This is a genomic window from Sinomonas gamaensis (assembly GCF_005876955.1).
Taxonomy (GTDB): Bacteria; Actinomycetota; Actinomycetes; order Actinomycetales; family Micrococcaceae; genus Sinomonas; species Sinomonas gamaensis.
Map to the genome: position 1 here is coordinate 1 of NZ_SSCL01000010.1, position 3,576 is coordinate 3,576.

Sequence of the window (3,576 nt, forward strand, 5' to 3'; positions counted from 1 at the left end):
AACCTGGGCGAGGCGCTGCGCCGGATCAACGAGGGCGCGGCGATGATCCGCTCCAAGGGCGAGGCCGGCACCGGTGACGTCTCAAACGCCACCACGCACATGCGCAAGATCCGCGCCGAGATCCGCCGCCTGACCACGATGGCCGAGGACGAGCTCTACGTCGCGGCCAAGGAGCTCCAGGCCCCGTTCGCGCTCGTGAAGGAGATCGCCGAGACCGGCAAGCTCCCCGTGGTGCTGTTCACCGCCGGCGGCATCGCGACCCCGGCCGATGCGGCGATGATGATGCAGCTCGGCGCCGACGGCGTGTTCGTCGGGTCCGGGATCTTCAAGTCCGGCAACCCGGCCCAGCGCGCGGCCGCCGTCGTGAAGGCCACCACGTTCTTCGACGACCCGGACATGATCGCCAAGGTCTCCCGCGGCCTGGGCGAGGCCATGGTCGGCATCAACGTCGACGAGATCCCGGCGCCCCACCGCCTCGCCCAACGCGGCTGGTAATCCTGTGAGGGAGGAAACGAGGGACTACCGGGTGGGCGATCGAGTGCTGTTCGATGCGCCCGGCTTGAGGAAGGGCACCGGCACGATCGATGCGGCCATGGCCGACGGTTCGATCGTGTGGGTTTGGCCGGACGATGGGATGGGGCGGAAGATGCTGTGCCTTGCCGAGCCGGGGGTCACCGTCTTGGCAGCAAGAGAATCAGGATGGGACGCCCGGTGATGGATATTGGACCCAACGGCAGAGTCGCACTCATCACGGGAGGCAATCGGGGCATTGGGCTCGAGATTGCCCGCCAGCTCGGTCTCCGCGGGTACCACACCGTTCTGGCAGCGAGGAGCGAGGCCAAGGGCGAACGTTCAGCCCGCGACCTTCGGAAGCTTGGACACTCGAGTTCGGCAGTCGCACTTGACGTCGCAGACCACGCATCAATCGAACGGGCCGTATCCGACACGGTCGGAGCCTTCGGGCGAGTCGATGTGCTGATCAACAACGCCGGCATTGCCCTCGACGGCGGCGATCACCGTCCTTCGGATCCCGACTTCGACAGAATACTGACAACGCTCAACACCAACCTCCTAGGTGCCTGGGCCTGCGCCAGAAGCGTCCTGCCCCATATGCGAGCAGCGAAGTACGGTCGAATCGTCAATGTATCGAGCAACATGGCCTCATTGGCCTTGACGAGTGACGCGGAGTCTCCCGCGTATCGGATCTCAAAAGCGGCACTCAACATGCTCACCGTAGTCCTCGCCGCGGAGGTCCGCGAAGAAGGCATCCTGGTCAACGCGGCATCGCCCGGCTACACGCGCACAGACATGAGCCCGAAAGCGACAAGGCCCGTGGAGGCCGGCGCGGACACTCCCACCTGGCTCGCCACCCTGCCTCCGGACGGCCCCACGGGAGGCTTCTTCTACGAGCGGTCGCCCCTGCCGTGGTGACCGCGGTGCTGGCGTGATTCGGGTGAGCTGCGGCCAAGTCGGTGGCCTTGCGCGGCTCCTGAAGACAGGGGAAACAATGGCGTTCCGCCTCTATCTGATCTCGATGACGACCATCCTTGGCATAGGCATCGTCCTCGCCGTCGTCGCGCCCAGCCCGTCGACGTTCGCGATCGCACTGGCTTCTGTCTCCATCGGAGCTGGGGGAATTTCCTCCGGGATCGTCAGCAGACTCACCCGTTGATCTGCGTGAGCGCCAGCAGTCCAATTGGTCGGGGATCTAGTTGGTTCCTTGGGCGGCTCCTTGGGCCACTGACAGTCCGATGACCTGCGGCACGACCCTGATCGCCGGGACACTGGGCAGACTATGCGCCAGTCGGCTGCGAACTTCGGGGAGGACTTCTTCGGCGAGCGGGCTCAGGCGACCGACGAAGTACACGGACTCGGGGTCCAGGGTCACCGCGACGGCGCTGACGGCTGTGACGATTGCCGTCGCGAACGCCTGCACCACTTCCGGGCGCGAGGGTGCGTCCAGCGGCTCGGACCATAGGGCTTCGATGCGCTCGAGTTCCAGTCCTCTGGTCTGGGCGAACCGCAGCAGGCCCTTGCCGCTGAGCAGGCCGTCGAGGGTCTCGTTGCCGACGCCTGAAAAGAGGACACCAAGGTCGCCGAAGGCCAGCGTGCGCCCCTGAGTGATCTCATGATCGGTGCAGCTGGCGAAATTCAGCGCCGAACTGAGCACGAATAAGGCGGCGTTGCCGATGTGCGCGTCCTCCTTCAGGATGCCCCGCTGGGATGCGTTGGCATCGCTGTCCAGCAGCACGGGAGCCTCCACTCGAGCCTCAAGGGCATCTTGGAAAAGCGGTCCCAGGAACGTCTTCCCTGATTCTGGTGTCCCCTGCGCCGCAGAGCCGTTGGAAAGGCGCCCCGGCATCGCCGCCACGACCTGGCGTAGCGGCCCGCCTGCAGTCATGTCTGTCGTGCCCTTCGACGACGAGGCCGACGCCATCCGCATTGCCAACAACACCGAGTACGGGCTCTCCGGCTCGATCTGGACCTCGAACGTGGAGCGAGCCATCAGGCTCGCCCGCGGCGTCGACTCCGGCAATCTCTCGGTCACTCGCACTCGTCGGTGAGGTACTCCACCCCGTTCGGCGGCTTCAAGCAGTCCGGGCTCGGCCGTGAACTCGGGCCCGATGCGTTGGACGCCTTCACTGAGACGAAGAACGTTTTCTTCGCTGCCCCCGCACTCCCCTAGTCAGCTAGACAAACCGACCTAAAGGAATGAGAACAGCCATGCCCACCATTGTTTCCCATCGTCTCGAAGGCCGCAGCGCCGTCATCACCGGGGGCGCCAGCGGAATAGGCCTCGCCACTGCCAAGCGCCTCGCTGCTGAGGGCGCCCATGTAGTGATCGCCGATATTGATCCCGTATCCGGTCAGGAGGCGGCAGCAGAAGTCGAGGGACTGTTCGTCAAGGTCGACGTGACCAGCGAAGAGGAAGTCAAGAATGTCTACGCGGAGACCAAGAAGGCGTTCGGCAGGGTCGATATTGCCTTCAATAACGCTGGAATCTCCCCGGCTGACGACGATTCCATCCTCAAGACTGGCATCGACGCATGGCGAAAAGTGCAGGAGGTCAACCTCACCAGCGTCTACTACTGCTGCAAGGCCGTGCTGCCCTATATGCAGGAGCAGGGCAAGGGCTCCATTATCAACACCGCATCCTTCGTCGCCGTGATGGGTGCTGCCACATCTCAAATCTCCTACTCGGCTTCCAAAGGCGGGGTCCTGGCGATGAGCCGCGAGCTCGGGGTGGAATTCGCGCGTCAAGGGATCCGCGTCAACGCCCTCTGCCCGGGCCCCGTCAACACCCCCCTTCTCAAGGAGCTGTTCGCCAAGGATCCGGAGAAGGCGGCTCGCCGTCTGGTGCACGTTCCCCTTGGACGGTTCGCGGAGCCCGAGGAGCTAGCTGCCGCGGTCGCGTTCCTCGCGAGTGACGACTCGTCCTTCATCACCGCCTCGACCTTCTTGGTCGACGGCGGCATCTCCGGAGCGTACGTCACTCCCCTCTGAGCAGCACAGTGAGGGGTGGGGGGGGGCGGGGGGGGGGGCCCCCCCCCCCCGGGGAGAGAGGCCCGACCGGGC

General features: G+C 65.1%; 6 protein-coding genes and 1 pseudogene. 6 read left to right on the plus strand and 1 reads right to left on the minus strand.

Going from position 1 to position 3,576, the window contains the following annotated elements; genetic code table 11:
* From E5679_RS13545 to E5679_RS20890, 4 genes are all read left to right on the plus strand, one after another.
* On the plus strand, positions 1-495 hold a 495-nt coding region (locus tag E5679_RS13545; protein WP_476712890.1), incomplete at its 5' end, for a beta/alpha barrel domain-containing protein.
* A gap of 31 nt (positions 496-526) precedes the next feature.
* Positions 527-715 (plus strand): hypothetical protein, encoded by a 189-nt coding sequence (locus tag E5679_RS13550; RefSeq protein ID WP_138416744.1) that lies wholly within the window; start codon positions 527-529, stop codon positions 713-715.
* Positions 715-1,431 (plus strand): SDR family oxidoreductase, encoded by a 717-nt coding sequence (locus tag E5679_RS13555; protein ID WP_212746953.1) that lies wholly within the window; start codon positions 715-717, stop codon positions 1,429-1,431. The genes E5679_RS13550 and E5679_RS13555 overlap by 1 nt, the downstream gene beginning before the upstream one ends.
* A 76-nt stretch (positions 1,432-1,507) precedes the next feature.
* Complete coding sequence (locus E5679_RS20890; protein WP_171042384.1) at positions 1,508-1,672, plus strand: hypothetical protein; 165 nt, start codon at positions 1,508-1,510, stop codon at positions 1,670-1,672.
* Positions 1,673-1,708: 36 nt separating this feature from the next.
* On the opposite strand, the gene E5679_RS13560 is transcribed toward E5679_RS20890, so the two are convergent.
* Positions 1,709-2,401, minus strand: coding sequence for an ROK family protein (locus tag E5679_RS13560; RefSeq protein WP_171042382.1), 693 nt, complete (start codon positions 2,399-2,401; stop codon positions 1,709-1,711).
* On the opposite strand from E5679_RS13560, the pseudogene E5679_RS21300 reads away from it, so the two are divergent.
* Positions 2,397-2,686, plus strand: a pseudogene (locus tag E5679_RS21300) (aldehyde dehydrogenase family protein); the annotation flags it as partial. The gene E5679_RS13560 and the pseudogene E5679_RS21300 overlap by 5 nt on opposite strands.
* Positions 2,687-2,724: 38 nt before the next feature.
* Positions 2,725-3,504, plus strand: coding sequence for a 3-oxoacyl-ACP reductase (locus E5679_RS13570; RefSeq protein ID WP_138416748.1), 780 nt, complete (start codon positions 2,725-2,727; stop codon positions 3,502-3,504).
* The last annotated feature ends 72 nt before the right edge of the window (positions 3,505-3,576 follow it).